Annotated in this window: 15 protein-coding genes; 6 read left to right on the top strand and 9 right to left on the bottom strand. The window is 67.9% G+C overall.

Going from position 1 to position 16,974, the window contains the following annotated elements; genetic code table 11:
- The 3 genes from AACH40_RS09015 to AACH40_RS09005 form a co-directional block, all read right to left on the bottom strand.
- Entirely contained in the window at positions 1-588 is a 588-nt protein-coding gene (locus AACH40_RS09015) for an aminodeoxychorismate/anthranilate synthase component II (protein ID WP_338645779.1), read from the bottom strand.
- Between the two features lie 12 nt (positions 589-600).
- Positions 601-1,992: an anthranilate synthase component I family protein gene (locus AACH40_RS09010; protein WP_338646008.1), complete on the bottom strand. Its 1,392-nt coding sequence runs from the start codon at positions 1,990-1,992 to the stop codon at positions 601-603.
- Between the two features lie 166 nt (positions 1,993-2,158).
- Complete coding sequence (locus AACH40_RS09005) at positions 2,159-4,090, bottom strand: peptidylprolyl isomerase (protein WP_338645777.1); 1,932 nt, start codon at positions 4,088-4,090, stop codon at positions 2,159-2,161.
- Between the two features lie 248 nt (positions 4,091-4,338).
- Between AACH40_RS09005 and tpiA the strand changes: the two genes are divergently transcribed.
- The 3 genes from tpiA (at position 4,339) to AACH40_RS08990 (ending at position 7,414) form a co-directional block, all read left to right on the top strand.
- Positions 4,339-5,109 carry a triose-phosphate isomerase gene (gene tpiA, locus AACH40_RS09000; RefSeq protein WP_338645775.1) on the top strand — a complete coding sequence of 257 codons (771 nt, stop codon included), beginning with the start codon at positions 4,339-4,341 and terminating at the stop codon, positions 5,107-5,109.
- 88 nt (positions 5,110-5,197) lie between these two features.
- On the top strand, positions 5,198-5,611 hold the full coding sequence (gene secG, locus AACH40_RS08995; RefSeq protein ID WP_338645773.1) for a preprotein translocase subunit SecG: 414 nt from the start codon (positions 5,198-5,200) through the stop codon (positions 5,609-5,611).
- A gap of 171 nt (positions 5,612-5,782) precedes the next feature.
- Positions 5,783-7,414 (top strand): CTP synthase, encoded by a 1,632-nt coding sequence (locus tag AACH40_RS08990; RefSeq protein ID WP_338645771.1) that lies wholly within the window; start codon positions 5,783-5,785, stop codon positions 7,412-7,414.
- 18 nt (positions 7,415-7,432) lie between these two features.
- Here AACH40_RS08990 and AACH40_RS08985 read toward each other — a convergent pair whose 3' ends face one another.
- The gene (locus tag AACH40_RS08985) at positions 7,433-8,575 is read right to left on the bottom strand and encodes an aromatic ring-hydroxylating dioxygenase subunit alpha (protein WP_338645769.1); all 1,143 of its coding nucleotides are present in this window, start codon (positions 8,573-8,575) and stop codon (positions 7,433-7,435) included.
- 100 nt (positions 8,576-8,675) lie between these two features.
- Here AACH40_RS08985 and AACH40_RS08980 point away from each other — a divergent pair, with 100 nt between their 5' ends.
- Both AACH40_RS08980 and AACH40_RS08975 read left to right on the top strand, forming a co-directional pair.
- Positions 8,676-10,361: an AmpG family muropeptide MFS transporter gene (locus tag AACH40_RS08980; protein ID WP_338645767.1), complete on the top strand. Its 1,686-nt coding sequence runs from the start codon at positions 8,676-8,678 to the stop codon at positions 10,359-10,361.
- A 169-nt stretch (positions 10,362-10,530) separates the two neighbouring features.
- Complete coding sequence (locus AACH40_RS08975) at positions 10,531-10,821, top strand: GIY-YIG nuclease family protein (RefSeq protein WP_338645765.1); 291 nt, start codon at positions 10,531-10,533, stop codon at positions 10,819-10,821.
- A gap of 267 nt (positions 10,822-11,088) precedes the next feature.
- On the opposite strand, the gene AACH40_RS08970 is transcribed toward AACH40_RS08975, so the two are convergent.
- The 4 genes from AACH40_RS08970 to trpB form a co-directional block, all read right to left on the bottom strand.
- Positions 11,089-12,396 (bottom strand): folylpolyglutamate synthase/dihydrofolate synthase family protein, encoded by a 1,308-nt coding sequence (locus AACH40_RS08970; RefSeq protein ID WP_338645763.1) that lies wholly within the window; start codon positions 12,394-12,396, stop codon positions 11,089-11,091.
- A 123-nt stretch (positions 12,397-12,519) separates the two neighbouring features.
- Positions 12,520-13,371, bottom strand: a complete 852-nt coding sequence (accD, locus tag AACH40_RS08965; protein ID WP_338645761.1) for an acetyl-CoA carboxylase, carboxyltransferase subunit beta — start codon at positions 13,369-13,371, stop codon at positions 12,520-12,522.
- Entirely contained in the window at positions 13,368-14,171 is an 804-nt protein-coding gene (gene trpA / locus AACH40_RS08960) for a tryptophan synthase subunit alpha (protein ID WP_338645759.1), read from the bottom strand. The genes accD and trpA overlap by 4 nt, the downstream gene beginning before the upstream one ends.
- Positions 14,171-15,385 carry a tryptophan synthase subunit beta gene (trpB, locus tag AACH40_RS08955; protein WP_338645757.1) on the bottom strand — a complete coding sequence of 405 codons (1,215 nt, stop codon included), beginning with the start codon at positions 15,383-15,385 and terminating at the stop codon, positions 14,171-14,173. Before trpB ends, trpA begins: the two co-directional genes overlap by 1 nt.
- Positions 15,386-15,757: 372 nt before the next feature.
- Here trpB and AACH40_RS08950 point away from each other — a divergent pair, with 372 nt between their 5' ends.
- Positions 15,758-16,216, top strand: coding sequence for a hypothetical protein (locus AACH40_RS08950; RefSeq protein WP_338645755.1), 459 nt, complete (start codon positions 15,758-15,760; stop codon positions 16,214-16,216).
- A 76-nt stretch (positions 16,217-16,292) separates the two neighbouring features.
- On the opposite strand, the gene AACH40_RS08945 is transcribed toward AACH40_RS08950, so the two are convergent.
- Positions 16,293-16,937 carry a phosphoribosylanthranilate isomerase gene (locus AACH40_RS08945; RefSeq protein ID WP_338646006.1) on the bottom strand — a complete coding sequence of 215 codons (645 nt, stop codon included), beginning with the start codon at positions 16,935-16,937 and terminating at the stop codon, positions 16,293-16,295.
- Positions 16,938-16,974 lie beyond the last annotated feature (37 nt).

Below are 16,974 nucleotides of genomic sequence, written 5' to 3'. Positions count from 1 at the left end.
TCAGGCGGCGCGGGCGAGCGGGACCAGTCCGCAGACGCGCAGGAAGTTGGCGATCATCGCATGGCCGTGCTCGGTGGCGATGCTTTCGGGGTGGAACTGCACCGAATGGATCGGCAGCGACACGTGGCGGAAGCCCATCACGTGACCATCGTCCGACCGCGCATTGACGATCAGCGCATCAGGCACGTCCTCGACGATCAGCGAGTGATAGCGCGTGGCGGTGAACGGCGAGGGCAGGCCTTCGAACAGGCCGGTGCCATCGTGCGTCACCTGGCTGGTCTTGCCGTGCATCAGTCCGCCGCGCACGACCTTGCCGCCAAAGTGCTGGCCGATCGACTGGTGGCCAAGGCACACGCCGAGCAGCGGCTTTTCGGCCTGAGCGCACGCGGCGACGAGATCGAGGCTGATGCCCGCTTCGTTGGGCGTGCAGGGGCCGGGCGAGAGCAGGAAGCCATTGGCGCCGGTGGCAATGGCTTCAGCCGCGCTCATCGCGTCGTTGCGCACGACTTCGACCTTGGCGCCCAGCTCCATCAGGTAATGGACCAGGTTCCAGGTGAAGCTGTCGTAGTTGTCGATGACGAGGATCATGGAGCTTCGGCCTTACTGTCCGAACCGGGGTTCGCTGGCGACGCGGATGGCTTCGCGGGCGGCGGCGAAGAGCGCGCCGGACTTGGCCTCGCATTCGCGCTGTTCGTATTCGGGGTTGCTGTCGGCGACGATGCCGGCGCCGGCCTGGACGTGGAGCACGCCGTCCTTGAGCACGCCGGTGCGCAGGATGATGCAGCTGTCGACCGAGCCATCGGGCGCGAAGTAGCCGACGCCGCCGGCATAGGCGCCACGCGTTTCGGGCTCCAGTTCGGCGATCACCTCGCAGGCGCGCACCTTGGGCGCGCCGCTGACGGTGCCGGCGGGAAAACCTGCGAACAGCGCGTCGACGCTGTCGGCGCGGGTGGTGTCGAGCTTGCCCACCACGTTCGACACGATGTGCATCACGTGGCTGTAGCGTTCGATGGTGTAGCTTTCGGTGACCTTGACCGTGCCCGCCTGCGCCACGCGGCCGACGTCGTTGCGGCCGAGATCGAGCAGCATCAGGTGCTCTGCGCGTTCCTTGGGATCGGCCAGCAGGCTGATTTCGTTGGCCTGGTCTTCCTCCGGCGTGCTGCCGCGCGGTCGCGTGCCGGCGATCGGGCGGATGGTGACTTCGCCGTTGCGGATGCGGACGAGGATTTCCGGGCTCGAGCCGATCAGCGCGAAGCCGGGCAGATCGAGGAAGCAGAGGAACGGCGACGGGTTCACGCGGCGAAGCGAGCGGTAGAGCGCCGAGGCCGGGAGCGGGAAGGGCGCGGTGAAGCGCTGTGCCAGCACGACCTGGAATATGTCGCCCGCTTCGATGTAGTCCTTGGCCCGGCCGACCATGCCCGCATACTGTTCGGGCGCCATGACCGGGGTGCGCTCGATTTCGAGCGGCTGGTCGAGGCGCGGTTCGGCCGGCGCTGCTTCGGACAGGCGGCGCAGCGCTTCGTCGATGCGGTCGGCGGCGGCTTCGAGCAGATGCGACGGATCGCCCGCGCCAGCCCAGACCGGCGCGACGGCGTGGAGTTCGTCGGTCAGGCGGTCGAACACCAGCACCACGGTGGGCCGCACGAACAGCATGTCGGGCAGCACCAGATCGCTGTCGGGCGCGCGGGGCAGCTTTTCGACAAGGCCGATGGTTTCGTAGCCGAAGTAGCCGACGAACAGCGCCAGCACCGGGGGCAGGCCCTGCGGCACGTCGATGCGGCAGGAATCGACCAGCGCGCGCAGTTCGACCAGGGCATCGCCCGCAAGCGGGGCGAAGGCGGCGCGATCGTGCCGCCAGATGCGGTTCACTTCGCAGGCGTGGCCGGTGGCGCGGAAGACGAGGTCGGGATCGAGCCCGAGCAGGCTGTAGCGCCCGCGCACCTCGCCGCCCTGCACGGATTCGAGCAGGAAATCGCCACGACCCGATTGCATCAGCTTGAGCGCGGCACCGACCGGGGTTTCGGTATCGGCGATCAGGCGGCGCCAGATCAGCGCTGGCCTGCCCGCCTGCAGCGCGGCGGCAGCAGCGTCCCAGTTCTCCGGACGCCCGGTTTGGGCGGGTGTCCGGTCGAGCGTGGCGTTGGCGGCCGTCACGGACTTACTGCCCGCCGACGAGCTGCGTGCGCACGGCGCGGATGCCTGCTTCGTTGCGCTTCACGCCGACATCGTTGCTGATCGCGCGGCGCAGCGAAGCGCCGTATTCGGGGCCGAGCGCCTGCGACAGTTCCTGCGCGGCGGCAGGAACGATCGGGTCGTTTGCGGTGACCACGCCCGGAATGACCTTGCCCAGCGAGACGACGATCCAGCCCGAGCCATCGGGCGCGGCGATCGACTTGGCCGTGCCCTGCGCCATCGAGAACATCAGCGCGAGCGCTTCGGGAATGCGCGGCTGCATCGCGTTGAGCTGTTCGCGGCTCATCGTCACGGGGCTGGGCGCGGGCAGGGTGGCACCGGTTGCCTTCATCGCATCGGCGAGCGGCGTGCCCTTGCGCAGCGCGGCAAGGATGGTGTCGCGCGCGGCCTGGGCCTTGGCGCTGCCGGCATCGACCTGCCAATCGCGCGCGACGCGATCGCGGATCTGCGCGAGCGGGGCGGGGGCGGCGGCATCGATGCGGGCCACATCGAACATGACCAGCTTGCCATCGGCGCCCTGGCTGATCTGCGGCTGGCCTTCGCGTTCCATCGCGAACGCGGCCTGGACCAGCGCGGCGACTTCGGGCGCCGGCTTCACGCCGAGCTTGCCGAAAACGGTGCCATCGGCCTGGAGCGGATCGGAAGCGACGGGCGCAAGGCCGAGCGACTTGGCGGCGTCGGCAAGGCCGGTGCCGTTCTCGAACTGCTCCTCGATCTTGGCGGCAAGGTCGGTCAGCGCGGCGCGGCGCTTTTCGACGGCGAGCGCGGCGACGATTTCGGCGCGGGCCTGTTCGAGCGTCTTGCCGGGATTGTCGTGGACGGCATCGACGCGGACGACGTGCCAGCCGATCGGGCTCTTCGCCGGAGCAGCGACCTTGCCCTGCGCGGCGGCGAAGGCGGCGTCGGCGACGGCCTTCGACGCCTGCGAGGTCAGGGCATCACGGGTGAGGCCGGGCAGCTTGGCGGCGGACAGGCCCTTGGCCTTGGCGGCGGCGTCGATCGGCTTGCCCGCGGCCACCTCGGCAGCGAGCGCCTTGGCGGTGGCTTCGTCGGCGACGATCACCTGGCTGAAATCGCGCGTCTGGCTGGGGGCATAGGTCGCGGCGTTCAGCTTGTAGCGCTGGGCGATTTCGGCGTCGGTCGGCGCAGGCGCGTTCTGGACCGCCTTTTCATCGAGCACGGCATAGCGGATCGTGCGGCGTTCGGGCAGCATGTAGCGCTGCGAATGCGCCTTGTAGAAGGCGGCGAGCGCGGCATCGTCCGGCCCCTGCTTGGGGGCGAAGGCGGTGGCGGGGACGAAGGCGAGCACGCCTTCGCGCTTTTCCTTGAGCAGCGCGGCATAGCGCAGCGCGACGCCCTTGGGGAACTGCGCGCCGAAGCTGCCGGGAACGAGCAGCTGGCGCGCCATCAGGCCCTGGCCGATGTCGCTGCGCACGAGCGCGTCGGTCAGGTTGCGCTGGGCGAGCAGCTGGCGGTAGGCGCTTTCGCTGAACTTGCCGTCGGGGCCCTGGAAGGCGGGAATCTTGACGATTTCGCTGTCGACCAGGCGATCCGACACGGCAAAGCCATGCTTGGCGCCCCATTCCATCATGGCCGCGCGGTCGATCAGGCCGTTGAGCACCTGGTCGATGGCGCCGCTGGCGACGAAGTCCTTCATCGTCAGCGTCGGGGTCTTTTGCCGTTCGCCTTCGAGCGCGTTGGTCACCGCCTTGCCAAGCTCGGCCGTGCCGATGCGGCTGCCGCCGACCGAGGCGACGCGGTCACCCCCGGCAATGCCGCCAAAGCGCGAGCCGGTAACGTCGGCCCCCGCAAAGGCCAGCGCGATCAGGCCGAGAAAGACCAGCGCAACCAGCGCGCCGATGCGGGAGTGAATAAGGGAACGCAGGAAACCGAGCATCGCAGGCGATCGTCCAGACGGGGAATGGATACCAAGGGCGCTGCCTTAGGCGGCGTGGATAAATTCCGCAACGCCACATCTGGCGTCCCGATGGCGCACGGCAGGCCGCTTTCCCGCAGGTGTGCCACGGCATCGGCCGGGCAAAGGGCGTGCAAAAAGCGGCCAAGCGTTTTGCATTCGTATCTTCATTTTGTTAGCCGCGCCGCAGGTTCACGGGAATCACCATTTCGAGGGGGCAGTCGAAGCCAATGCCGCACCGACCCTATATTGTCGGCAACTGGAAGATGAACGGGACGCGCGCCATGCTCGCCGAAGCACGCGCCATTGCGCGCGGCGCTGCCCGCTATCCCGACGTCGACATCGCGCTTGCGCCGCCGTTCACGCTGATCGGCGCCCTGCGCGCCGAAGTCAGCGAGATCGGCGTGGGCGGGCAGGATTGCCACGTCGCCGTCAAGGGCGCGCACACTGGCGACGTTTCGGCCGCGATGCTGGCCGATATCGGCGCCGACTTCGTCATCCTGGGCCACAGCGAGCGCCGCAAGGACCATGGCGAAGGCGACGCGCTGATCCGCGCCAAGGCCGAAGCGGCGCTGGCCGCCGGGCTGGGCGTGATCGTCTGCGTGGGCGAGACGCTGGAAGAGCGCGACGCCGGCAAGGCCGAGGCGATCGTCTCGGGCCAGGTCGATGGCTCGATCCCGCTGGGCGATGCCGCCGCCGAAGCCGTGGCGACGGGCAAGGTTGCCGTGGCTTACGAGCCCGTCTGGGCGATCGGCACCGGCCGCGTCGCCGCGGTCGAGGACGTCGTGGCGATGCACGCGGCCGTGCGCGCGCGGCTCGTCGCCGCGTATGGCGAGGCGGGCGAGAAGGTGCGCATCCTCTATGGCGGTTCGGTCAACGCCGGCAACGCGGCCGACCTGCTGGCGGCCGAGGGTGTCGGCGGGGCGCTGGTCGGCGGGGCGAGCCTGACGGCCGATGCCTTCCTGCCGATCGTGGCGGCGGCCGGCGCGGGCGAAGGATAAGCCCAGGCCACCAGAAGGGGCGCGGCGCGGGTTGCGCTCGTGGCCCCTTGCGCCTAGATGCGCCGCAACAGCTTTCAGCGAGACTTGAATGTCGCTCTTCATTTTCCTTACCGTCGTGCAGGCGCTGGTCGCAGCTTCGCTTGTCGGCGTGATCCTGATCCAGAAGTCCGAAGGCGGCGGCCTCGGCGTTGGCGGCAGCCCTTCGGGCTTCATGTCGGCGCGCGGCGCGGCGGACTTCATCACCCGCCTGACCTCGATCCTGGCGACGCTGTTCGTCGTTCTGTCGATCGTCCTTGCCGCGCTGGCGGTGAGCCAGAGCGGTGGCCGCAAGATCGACACCTCGCTCGATCGCACGGTTCCCGCAGCACCGGCCGATCCGCTGGCCGCTTCGCCGGCGCCGGCCCAGTCGCAGGCGCCCGCCGCCGGCGCGAGCCAGGCTACTGGCCAGGCTCCGGGCCAGGCTCCGGTTACCGATCCGCTCGCGCCCGCCGCGAAGCCGTAATGCTCCGGCACTAGCCGGGGTTCAACTCAAGCAGCCACGTCCGACTGCTCGCCCGATGGGGCGGGTGGCCGGGCTTGTGCCGTTTTCGATCTTACGCTTGTGGATTGCCGCGATCATTTCAGCGGCAACCGCTTGCGCGTGTGCAACTTCTGACGCTAAGGCCCAACTCCCATGGCGCGGTACATATTCATCACCGGCGGCGTGGTTTCCTCGCTCGGCAAGGGACTCATGGCAGCGAGCCTCGCGGCGCTGCTGCAGGCGCGCGGCTATCGCGTGCGCATCCGCAAGTTCGACCCCTATCTCAACGTCGATCCGGGCACGATGAGCCCGTATCAGCACGGCGAGGTGTTCGTGACCGACGACGGCGCGGAAACCGACCTCGACCTTGGCCACTACGAACGCTTCACCGGCGTTTCGGCGCGGCAGGCGGACAACATCACGAGCGGCCGCATCTATCGCGACATCATCGCCAAGGAGCGCCGGGGCGATTACCTTGGCGCGACGGTGCAGGTGATCCCGCACGTGACCGACGCGATCAAGGACTTCGCGCAGGACGAGACCGACGACCTCGACTTCGTGCTGTGCGAGATCGGCGGCACGGTGGGCGATATCGAGGGCCTGCCGTTCATCGAAGCGCTGCGCCAGCTCCACAACGAGCTTGATCGCGACCAGACCTGCTTCGTCCACGTGACGCTGGTACCCTATATCGCCGCGGCCGGTGAGCTGAAGACCAAGCCGACGCAGCACAGCGTGCGTGAACTGACCGGCCTTGGCATCCAGCCCGACATCCTGCTGTGCCGCTGCGAGAAGCCGCTGCCCGAAAGCGAGCGCGCCAAGATCGCGCAGTTCTGCAACGTGCGGAAATCCGCCGTCATCCCGGCGCTCGATGCCAAGAGCATCTATGCCGTGCCGCTGCAGTACCATGCCGAAGGGCTCGACAACGAAGTGCTGCGCCACTTCGGCCTTACCGCACCGAACCCCGATCTTGGCCACTGGCACGACATTGTCGACCGCCACCAGAACCCCGAAGGCGAAGTGACCATCGGCGTGGTCGGCAAGTATGTCGGCCTGCAGGATGCGTACAAGTCGCTGAACGAAGCGCTGGTCCACGGCGGCATGGCCAACCGCGTGAAGGTCAACGTGCGCTGGATCGACGCCGAACTGTTCGAGAAGGACGACGCCGAGATCGCGGCCCACCTCGAACCGATGCACGGCATCCTGGTGCCCGGCGGCTTCGGCGAGCGCGGATCGGAAGGCAAGATCGCCAGCGTGCGCTTTGCGCGCGAACGGGGGGTGCCGTTCTTCGGCATCTGCCTCGGCATGCAGATGGCCTGCATCGAAGGCGCCCGGAACACCGCCGGGATCAAGGCGGCGAGCTCAACCGAGTTCGGCCCGACCGAGGAGCCGGTGGTGGGCATCATCACCGAATGGATGACGGCCGAAGGCCTCGAGACGCGGCAGGCCGGCGGCGATCTTGGCGGCACGATGCGGCTTGGCGCCTATCCTGCGGCGCTGGCGGGCAACAGCCACGTGGCGCAGGTCTATGGCGCGAGCGAGATCAGCGAACGCCACCGCCACCGCTACGAAGTCAACGTCGCCTATCGCGAGGCGCTGGAAAAGGGCGGACTCGTCTTTTCCGGCATGTCGCCCGATGGCCTGCTGCCCGAGATCGTCGAGCGGCCCGACCATCCGTGGTTCATCGGCGTGCAGTTCCACCCGGAGCTGAAGAGCCGCCCGTTCGACGTCCACCCGCTGTTCCGTGGCTTCATCGAAGCAGCGGTGAAGCAGGCGCGTCTGGTCTGATCCTTATCGGGCGGCGGGTCAGCCGTCGCCCATCATCTCGGCGCAGATCTCGTGAAAGCGGCGGATGCCGGTTTCGAGCGTGCCCAGTGTCAGCTCCGTGATCGCGCCCGAGGACAGGCCCTGCTGGCCGAGTTCGGCGGCGCGGAAGTCCTCTGCGCCGAACACGCGACCGTCCAGTAGCTCCCAGCTGCGTTGCCAATGGTCGCGCGCCTTGTCGGTCGTGGGGGCCTCAGGGATCAGCATGAAGTCTTCGACCAGCGTGCGGTCGACGCCGCGCGGCATGATCGTCATCAGGTTCACGTAGTCCGGGCTCACGACGACGACCGTCGCCGGGAACAGCTGGTAGGCGAACGTGCCCAGGCGGCGCAGCGTGGACCAGTCGGCGAGGTCGAGCCCCTCCATCTCCGCCGCGCGGCCGACGAGCGAGCGCTGGTGCGGGCCGATGCGGTCCCCGGCGGTGACGCCGTCCTTGAAGAAGGGCGCAATCGAGCCGGAATGGAGCCTCAGGACATGGTAGCTTTCGAGGAAGGCATCCATGATCAGCTTCCAGTTCGCCGCGACATCGTGCGTGCGGCGCGCGAAGAGGTGGTGGCCGCCCAAGTCGATCGCGCCGAAATCCGCGCTGATCGCGGCGGCGTCGGCGAAGTCGGCCTCGACCGGCGCGAACCAGATGAGGCCACCCGCTTCGAGGCTTGGCAGTTCGACCAGCCCGTGCGCGGCCTTGTCGAAGCCGGGAAAGGTTTCGGGGCGGGGCAGGGCGAGCAGGCGGCCGTCGGTGGCGTAGGTCCAGGCGTGGTAGGGGCAGACCATGCGCGCGCTGCACTGGATCTCGCTGCCTTCGACCAGGCGCGTGCCGCGATGGCGACAGACGTTGAGGAACACGTGCGCACGGCCTTCGCCATCGCGCGTGACCAGCAGCGGACGGCCGGTGGCATCATGCGGCAGGGCCATGTTGCGATCGGGCAGCAGGGCCGAGGGGATCAGCACTTGCGGCAGGCGGTCGAACAGGCCGGCCTTCTCGCGCGCGAAGTGCTGCGCATCGACATAGGCGGCAGCGGGCACGTGGGTGACGACGCCCGCAGATTCGCCGACGCCGACAGCGATGCGCCGGGCCAGCGCGATCTGGCCATCGGTGGGCCGCAGGTCGAGCGTTTCGCTCATCGTCCTCTCCTTCTGCCCGGCTTTTCGCCGTTATCGGCCTAGCCTTACCCCGAAACGCCGCTAATCTCCTACGACAATTGGACAAGGGACACCGGATCGCATGGCATCGAGTGCCGCCAACGACGGCGCAAAGCCGGCTCGCCCCAAGGGGTTGAAGCTGCTCAGGATCGCGCTGCGCCAGCGCAAGTCGGCCACGATGCTGGGCTTCGGGTTCTCATCGGGCCTGCCCTATGCGCTGCTGATCGGCACGCTCAACGCCTGGCTGGGCGAGGAGAAGATCGACCTGGCGACGATCGGCGTGCTCAGCTGGATCGGCCTGTCCTATTCGTTCAAGTTTCTGTGGTCGCCGCTGGTCGACCGGATGCCGCTGCCAGGGCTCGACCGGCTGGGGCGGCGCAAGAGCTGGATCCTCTTGTGCCAGATGGTGCTGGTGCTGGGCTTCGGCGGGCTTGCCGCGACCAATCCGGCGACCGCCATCGGCACGTTCGCGCTGTTCGCGTTCTTCGCCGCCTTCGCTTCGGCGACGCAGGACGTGGCGGTGGATGCCTGGCGGATCGAAGTTGCGGACGAGGCGACGCCGGTCGAGCTGCTCTCGTCGATCTACCAGTTCGGCTATCGCATCGCCTCCATCGTCGGCGGCGCGCTGGCGCTGGTGATGGCGGGTCGGATGAGCTGGCCGCTGGTCTACCTGTCGATGGCGGGGCTGATCGTGGCGATCATGCTGGTGGTGACGCTGCGTGCGCCCGATACGCCGCGCCCCGAACAGGGCGCGCTTCATGCGGCGCTGGCACAGCCGGGCGAACTGGCGCCCTCCGCGCGCTGGGCGGCGCTGGCGGTGGTCGGCGTCAGCTGGGCCTGGGCGATCGGGACGATCGGGCACTTCATGGTCGGCATGCTGGCGCCGGCCGATCCCGCCAGCCCGCACCCTTCGGTGAGCGATTTCACCCGCAGCTACGGCCCGTGGATCGTGGTGGCGACGGTAGTGGTGCCGCTGGTGGCGGCGGCGCTGACCAACTGGCTCAAGGCGCATGGCCGCGCGGTGCTGACCGCGCCCGATGCGCGCGTTTCGCCGCTGCGCACGGCGGCGAACCATCTCTACGTCGCGCTGGTTTCGCCGCTGGCCGAACTTTCGGGGCGGCTGCGCTGGGGCGTGCTGATCGTGATCGGCATGATCCTGACCTACACGCTGTGCTACAACATCTGGTCGAGCTTCGCCTTCCCGTTCTACCTCGAGCACCTGAAGTACACCAAGGACGAGGTCGCCTTCGCTTCGAAGCTGTTCGGCATCTTCATGACGATCCTCGGCATCAGCCTGGGCGGCTACCTGTTCACCGCGCTGGGGCGGATGCCGACGATCCTGATCGGCGCGATCCTGCCGATCCTGGGCAACTTCGTCTATGCCGACCTTGCCGAAGGCGCGCGGCACATCGACGCGGTGGGCAATGCCACCGGCCTCAACGCGCTGTTCGCCCTGTTCGGCTTCGACGCGCGGATGGTGCGGCTGCTGCTGGCGATCAGCTTCGAGAACGTTTCGACTGGGATCGCCGGCGCGGCCTTCGTCGCCTACATGTCGGGCATCGTCAGCAAGAGCTACACGGCGGTGCAATACGCGCTGCTGTCCTCGCTCACCTTCCTGATCGGCTCGCTGGGGCGCGGCATCGCGGGGGAGGCGTTCGACACCTATGGCTACGCGACGGTGTTCCGCTGGACGGCGGCCGCGGGGCTGGTGGCGGTGGTGATGGTGCTGCTGGAGTGGGTGCGGGTGGCGCGGGCGGAGAGGGCGTAGGCGGGGCGTCAATTACAGAACTTGCGGCGTCGAATTCGGACATTTGAAAACGCCAGCGCTTGTTACTACCACTCATCAGGCAGCTAGCGCCGACTTGCGGACCTGTGATTCCCAACCGTCATGCCAGCGAAGGCTGGCATCGCTCTCGTCGTGGTGCGATTGTAAGGTCATGGAGCACGGCGGCTGGACCTACATTCTGACCAACAAGCCGGGCGGCGTGCTTTACATTGGCGTGACCAGCAATCTGGCTGCACGTATGGCGCAGCACAGGCAAGGCGCGGGATCGGTTTTCTGCCGCAAGTACGGGATCAGCCGGCTGGTGCTGGCCGAACGACATGTTTCAATCGAGGATGCCATCGCGCGTGAGAAGGCGCTGAAGGCATGGAAGCGGGAATGGAAAATCCGGCTGGTCGAACAAGCCAATCCGGGCTGGGACGACCTTTTGGAATATCTGATCTGATCGAGCGCTTGGCCGAAAGCGATGCCAGCCTTCGCTGGCATGACGAATAGGAAAGCGTCCGCTTCCCACCCATTTCCTGCCGTCCGGGGCACACCGCCCCGTCATCCAAAGCTCACGTCGCCCCGTGCTTGACACCGGGCTCTGCTTTCTCGAACTGAGTCCGATGCCAAATGGCACGCCGGGCGAAAAGCCCAGCCCCGTGTCGAGCACGGGGCGACGGAGGGGCTATGGCGCGCGCTGCAGTACTTGCCCGCGCGCAACCCCGCGTCAGTCGGGCACTTCCTCGTTCAGGCGCAGCACTTCACCGGCGAGGTAGAGCGAGCCGGCGATGAGGACGTCGCCTTCGGGCGGCAGGGCGCGCAGGGCGGAGGCGACGTCGGGGAAGCTCTGCACCGGCAGCGCGCTGAACGGGGCGAAGTCTTCGGGGCTGTGCGCGTCGTGGCCGGGGGCGGGGACGATCGAGAGCGACAGGGCGTGGCTGCCCAGGGGGCGGAGCAGGGCGCCGGGGTCCTTGGCCTTGAGCATGCCCATGACGATGTGAACCGGCGGCTGCGCGGCGAGGTGGCGGGCGATGGCTTCGCCCGCGTCCGGGTTGTGGCCGCCATCGAGCCAGACGGTGCGGCCGGCGACGATGTCGGTCAGCGGGCCGTGGCCGAGGCGCTGCAGGCGGGCAGGCCAGCGGGCGTCGACGATGCCCTTGGCCATCGCGGCATGGCCGACCTCGATCGCGCTCTGGTGGCGCAGCATGGCGACGGCGAGCGCGGCGTTGTCGGCCTGGTGCGCGCCGGCGAGGGCGGGGAGGGGGAGCAGCAGTTCGCCGTTCGCGTCGCGGTAGTGGATCGCGCTGTCGGCGCGCGCGTCCCAGTCGCGGCCGCGCATGACCACGCTCGCGCCAAGCTTGGCGGCGGTTTCCAGCACCGAGGCGGCGGCGTTGGAGGGATAGGCTTGCGTCACCAGCGGCACGCCCGCCTTGGCGATGCTCGCCTTTTCGAACGCGATGCGGGCGAGCGGGTCGGTGGGGACGCCATCCTCTGGCGCGAGGAGGAAGGCTTCGTGATCCATGCCCAGCGTCGCGATGCCGCAGGCGGCTGCGGTCTTGAGCACATTGGTGGCGTCGAGCCGCCCGCCGAGCCCGGTCTCGATCACGCAGACGTCGGCGGGTTCGCGATGGAAGGCGAGGAAGGTGGCGACGGTAGTGACCTCGAAGAACGAGGGAGCAAGGTCCTCGCCCGCGTCGAGCACTTCCTTTAGCAGTTCGGCGAGCAGTTCGTCCGAAACGAGGCGCCCGGCAATGCGGATGCGTTCGTTGTAGCGGACGAGGTGCGGCTTGGTCGCGGCGTGGACCTTCAGGCCCTGCGCTTCGAGGATCGCGCGCAAGTAGGCGCAGGTCGAGCCCTTGCCGTTGGTGCCGGCGACGTGGAACACCGGCGGCAGGGCATCCTGCGGGTTGCCGACGCGGGCAAGCAGGGCGCGCACGGTGTCGAGCCCCAGGCGCCCGGTCGGCAGCGAGAGCGCGCCGAGGCGGTCCAGTTGGTCCTGGACCGCCGGATCGTCGGAAATGGCGAAATCGCGCAATCTACCCCTCCGTCAGCGCTTCGCGCTGCCACCTCCCCGAGCAAGCTCGGGGAGGATCTGGCCAAGTTTATCCTCCCGGAGCTTGCTCGGGGAGGGGGACCGTCCGCCGGACGGTGGAGGGGCTCATGCCGCCTTGGCAGCCGTCAGATAGCCGATCGTCTTGGCGAGGGTTTCCTTGAGCGCGTGGCGGTGCACGACCATGTCGAGCATGCCGTGATCGTGCAGGTACTCGGCGCGCTGGAAGCCTTCAGGCAGCTTTTCGCGGATGGTGTCCTGGATCACGCGCTGGCCGGCAAAGCCGATGAGCGCGCCGGGTTCGGCGATCTGGACGTCGCCGAGCATGGCGTAGCTGGCGGTGACGCCGCCGGTGGTCGGATCGGTCAGGATCACGATATAGGGCTGGCCTGCCGCGTGAAGCTTGGCGATGCCGACGGTGGTGCGCGGCATCTGCATCAGGCTGAGGATGCCTTCCTGCATGCGCGCGCCGCCGGCAGCGGTGACCGCGACATAGGGGCACTTTTCCTTCACCGCGCGATCGATGCCGGCGAGGAAGGCGTTGCCCACGGCCATGCCCATCGATCCGCCCATGAAGGCGAAGTCCTGCACGCCGACCACGGCCTTGTGCCCTTCGATGGTGCCGAAGGCGTTGGTCATCGCATCAGGATGCGGATTGGCGGCCTTGGCGGCCTTCAAACGGTCGGTGTACTTCTTGCTGTCGCGGAACTTGAGCGGGTCTTCCTTGACCTTGGGCGCGGGCAGCAGCTCGAAACCGGGATCGAGCAGTTGGGCAAGCCGCGCGTCGGCGCCGATGCGGCCGTGATGCTCGCAGCGCGGGCAGACCGAGAGGTTGTCTTCGTACTCCTTGGTGAACAGCATCTCGCTGCACGAAGGGCACTTGATCCACAGGTTGTCGGGCGTGTCGCGCTTCGGGGTGAAGGGAAGCGCGTTGCGGACGCGGGTTAGCCAGCTGCTCATGCGAGTTCCTTTCGCGCCGAATGCACGGCCTGGGCAAGCGCGGAAACGAGCTTGCGCACAGGTTCGGCGGCGTTGGCGCCGTGCTCGGCGATCAGATCGACCAGTGCCGAGCCGACGACGACGCCATCGGCGACGCGGGCAATCGGGCCGGCCTGTTCGGGCGTGCGGACGCCGAAGCCGACCGCGACGGGGATTTCGGCGTGGGCCTTCAATCGCTGCATCGCCTGCTCGATCGAATCGAGCGCGGCGGACTGCTTGCCGGTGATGCCAGCGACCGAGACGTAGTAAAGGAAGCCCGACGAGTCTTCGAGCACCGCAGGCAGGCGGGCGTCGTCGGTGGTCGGCGTGGCGAGGCGGATCGGCGAGATGCCCTTGGCGCGCAGCGCGGGGCCGAGCTCCGGATCTTCCTCGGGCGGAATGTCGACGCAGATCACGCCATCGACGCCAGCCTTGGCGCAGGCGTCTGCAAACCATTCGGGGCCCCGAATGGTCATCGGGTTGGCATAGCCCATCAGCACCAGCGGCACGTCGGGATGGCGGGCGCGGAAGTCGGTCGCGATCCGCAGGATGTCGGCCGTCGTAGTGCCCGCGCCAAGGCTGCGCAGGTTGGCGAGCTGGATCGCCGGGCCATCGGCCATCGGATCGGTGAAGGGCATGCCCAGCTCGATCACGTCCGCCCCGCCTTCGACCAGCGCGTCGAGGATCGCGGGCGTGGCGTCGGGCGTCGGGTCACCAGCGGTAACGAAGCAGACGAGGGCGGGATGGCCCTTGGCGAAGGCGGTCGAAAGACGCTGGGACATCAGATCTTCACCCCCAGATGCTCGGCCACCGAGAAGATGTCCTTGTCGCCGCGGCCGCAAAGGTTGGCGAGGATGATGGTGTCCTTGGGCAGCGTCGGCGCGACCTTGGCCACGGCGGCGATGGCGTGGCTGGGTTCGAGCGCGGGGATGATGCCTTCGGTGCGGCAGAGCAGCTGGAAGGCGTCCAAGGCTTCCTTGTCGGTGACCGAAGTGTAATCGACGCGACCGATTTCCTTGAGCCAGGCGTGCTCGGGCCCGATGCCGGGATAGTCGAGCCCGGCCGAGATCGAGTGGCCTTCGGTGATCTGGCCGTCTTCGTCCTGCAACAGGTAGGTCTTGTTGCCGTGGAGGATGCCCGGGCGGCCACCGGCGAGCGATGCGGCGTGTTCCTTGTCGAGCCCGTGGCCCGCCGCTTCGACCCCGAGCATCTTCACGCTGCTGTCGTCGAGGAAGGGGTGGAACAGACCGATGGCGTTGCTGCCGCCGCCGATCGCGGCGACGAGCAGGTCGGGCAGGCGGCCGGTGCGGGAAAGCAGCTGTTCGCGCGCCTCGCGCCCGATCACGCTCTGGAAATCGCGAACCAGCTCGGGATAGGGGTGCGGGCCGGCGGCGGTGCCGATGATGTAGAACGTGTTGTGGACGTTCGCGACCCAATCACGCAGCGCCTCGTTCATCGCGTCCTTGAGCGTGCCTGCGCCCGCCGTGACGGGCACGACTTCGGCACCCAGGAGCTTCATGCGGAACACGTTGGGCTGCTGGCGGGCGACGTCGGTCGCGCCCATGAAGATGGTGCAGGGCAGGCCGAACCGCGCGCAGACGGTGGCGGTGGCGACGCCGTGCTGGCCCGCGCCGGTTTCGGCGATGATCCGCGTCTTGCCCATGCGCATGGCGAGCAGGATCTGGCCGACACAATTGTTGATCTTGTGCGCGCCGGTGTGGTTCAGCTCGTCGCGCTTGAACCAAATCTGCGCGCCGCCGAGTTCGGCGGTGAGGCGCGGCGCGAAGTAGAGCGGGCTAGGCCGGCCGACATAGTGTTCGAGCAGGTCGTCGAACTCGGCCTGGAAGGCGGGATCGGCCTTTGCCTTGCGATATTCCGCCTCGAGATCGAGGATCAGCGGCATCAGCGTTTCAGCGACGTAGCGGCCGCCGAACTGGCCGAAGTGGCCGCGCTCGTCGGGCAGGGTGCGGAAGCTGTTGGGCGTCATCGTGGTCATGGCTCGCGCGTTGGCAGAGCGGGGCGCGAATGTCCAGTTTCCAGCCCCGTCGGGCATCCGGGGCGCAGACCGCGAAACCGGGGCCTGTCACACGCTGTTCATGTCCGTTCATCGTACTGCAATGCAGCGCGGCTAGGGGGAGCGTGTCACGTCGTGGAAGGCGGTTCTGGTAACAGGGCCGCCTTTCGGCGTTTGTATTTCTTTACTGCGATATACTTAAACTTGCCCACAAACTCTGTGTGGCAATTATGGCACAACTTCACCGTTATTACAGTCTTGTTGCAGTGCGGGGATTGCCCCTGCGCCTCACCGCTCCTAGCTCCCGCCCCGCCCCCAGCCAAGAAGGGGCATGTAGTTCAGGAGTTTACATCAATGCGTACGATCCTTCTCGCAGCTGCGGCATCGCTTGTCGCCGCCACCCCCGCCCTTGCCAACGAAGCCCGCGTCGAAGCGCGTGGCGGCGTCGTGTGGAGCCATGGTGACAGCGAAGCGATCGCCGGTGTCGCCGCCGGTTATGACTACGACCTCGGTTCGTCGACGTTCGTTGGCGCCGAAGTCTCGGCTGACAAGATCCTCACCAGCGACACGCGCGTGACGTTCGGCTTCAACGGCCGCGCCGGCGCGAAGCTTGGCGAAGACGGCAAGCTTTACGCCGTCGGTGGCTACAACACCAAGAACTGCTCGGGCTGCGTTGGCACCTGGACGCTTGGTGGCGGTTACCAGCACTCGTTCGGCAACCTCTACGGCAAGGTGGAATATCGCCACTTCTTCGTGAAGGACGGCCTGCCTGACTTCGACGCGGTTGCTGTCGGCGTCGGCACCAAGTTCTGATCCCGCGCGGCATCGCGCCGCGTGTTTCGGACATTCGGGCGGTCTCCTTCGGGAGGCCGCCCTTTTTCTTTGGCGGTCAGGCGGCGCGGACGGCGCTGGCGAAGGCGGCAATGCGGCCCTCGTCCTTGACGCCGGGGGCGCTTTCGACGCCGGAAGAGACGTCAACCAGCGGTGCGCCGGTCACGCGAATGGCTTCGGCGACGTTGTCGGGCGAAAGGCCGCCGGCAAGGCCCCAGGCAAAGGGCGCGCGGTAGCCGGCAAGCAGGGTCCAGTCGAATAACAGGCCTAGTCCGCCGGGCAGATCGGCGCCCTTGGGCGCCTTGGCATCGAACAGGACCAGATCGGCGGCGCCGGCATATCGCGCGGCCGCATCGATGTCGGCAAGGCTGGAGACGGACACGGCCTTCCATACCGGCAGGCCGAGCTGGCCACGAAGCGCCGCCACCCGTTCGGGACTTTCCTTGCCGTGAAGCTGGATCGCACCAAGGCGGGCGGCGCTGGCAGCTTCGGCAATCGTCGTATCGTCGGCATCGACGAACAGCCCGACTGCGCTGGCACGGCCGGACAGGCGGGCCCCAAGCGCGGCGGCATCGCGCAAGGCGAGGTTGCGCGGGCTCTTGGCAAAGAAAACGAAGCCCAGGTAATCGGCACGATGGCGAACGGCTGCATCGAGCGCGGCCGGGGTATTGACCCCGCAGATCTTGATCCGGGCAGTACTCATGCGCGCAGCCGATAGGACGGCGGCGCGCATGAGGTCA

This window comes from Novosphingobium olei, assembly GCF_037076535.1.
Taxonomy (GTDB): domain Bacteria; phylum Pseudomonadota; class Alphaproteobacteria; order Sphingomonadales; family Sphingomonadaceae; genus Novosphingobium; species Novosphingobium olei.
The sequence above is the reverse complement of the archived record's forward strand: the minus strand, read 5'-3'. Positions and strand labels throughout refer to the sequence as shown.